The organism is Arthrobacter sp. 05N33_2, from assembly GCF_056397425.1.
Map to the genome: position 1 here is coordinate 1 of NZ_JBFTNJ010000144.1, position 1,339 is coordinate 1,339.

The window sequence follows — 1,339 nt, forward strand, 5'->3', positions numbered from 1 at the left end:
GCGCCGACGATGGCCACACCGTTGGCCTTCCACTGATACCCCAGCACCACCGGAGCCGGACCCCAGGTGCCCGGGACCGCAGTCAGGGTCGAACCGACCCTCGCCGTGCCCGTGAGCGTCGGAACCGGTGCTGTCAGAGCCAATAGCGCCTTGAACGTTGCCGTCCAGGATGCTGCGGCGCCGGCGGCCAGGACGTAGTCAGTCCGGGCTTTCGCGCTCACCGTGACAGTCCCGCTGCCCGGATATGTGCCGGCGGGAACTACCGTCCCGCCGATCAGGTAGTCAACGCCCGTCGTTGCCGGGACCGTGTACGTGTCCTGGGCTGTGCCGTCCTTGTCGGTGAACGTCACGGCCGCCGGAGACACCGCGATTTGTTGAGTCAGGGCCGTGAATGCGACGGTGATGGTTTTGGTGGTGTCGGCGCCCWCGGCTGTGGAGGTACGGATGTAGGTCCCTGTCCCAGGCACCCGGTAATACACGGTCAGGGCCGGTAGCCCGTTGGTAAACCGTGGGGTCTGCAAGTGCACTTCGCCGGCGGTATCCGTTACGGCGTTGGGGTCCCAGTACACCCGATCAATATCTACCAGGCTGTTGAGGGGACTGCCCGCGTCCCGCCAAGAAGGCGCCGTCAATGCCATGCCATTGCCTTCCCCGGCGAAGATTGATACCCCKGCGACCGGTGAGCCTTTACTGTCCACGACGCGGATAGTCGCGGACTCCAAGGGTGGCAGCATCACCGTGCCGATATCGGTCTCCCCGTCTACGGCCAATGGCTTGGTGAGAAACGTGATTCGGGGCCCAGTTCCGTAACGGGCATAGTGAAAGGCCAGTTGCGCCGACGGATCGCCCGTGGGAATACTGAAACTGCCATCGCTCCCCGTGACCTGATCCGGATTCAGGACTCCGCCGATCGGGTAGGCCGCCGCCCCCGCCAACGGGCTGCCGTTCGAGTCAACAAGCACACCCGTAAACGAGGGCAGAATTGCGGCGGCTGAAGAGGGTGCTCCGACAAATAGCGCCGCCAAACATGCGACTACAGCGGAACCGCTCGTGACCAGTTTCCAAATCGGCGCTAGAAGTCCCATGCGCCACCCCCCCATGCTAAGCAGACCAAGTTGGATGGCGATGCTGCTATCCATACAGGTAACTGATCATAGCCACAGCTGACGGACTCCCCAGACATAAACTCTGCGTAAGTAACAGCGACCTCCCAGCCTGAAGAACCAGATATGCCCAGCCTGCGCGAGAGGCAGGCGCTAGCGGGCGTCAGCTGGCGATAGCTGCTGTCGGGGTGGAGGTCTTCGCAGCGGTGGTGTACCCGGCCTTGGTCCCGGTCACG

General features: G+C 63.4%; 1 pseudogene. It reads right to left on the bottom strand.

Annotated elements, in window-relative coordinates:
- A pseudogene (locus AC1DHX_RS20695) lies at positions 1–638 on the bottom strand (hypothetical protein); the annotation flags it as partial.
- Positions 639–1,339: the final 701 nt, after the last annotated feature.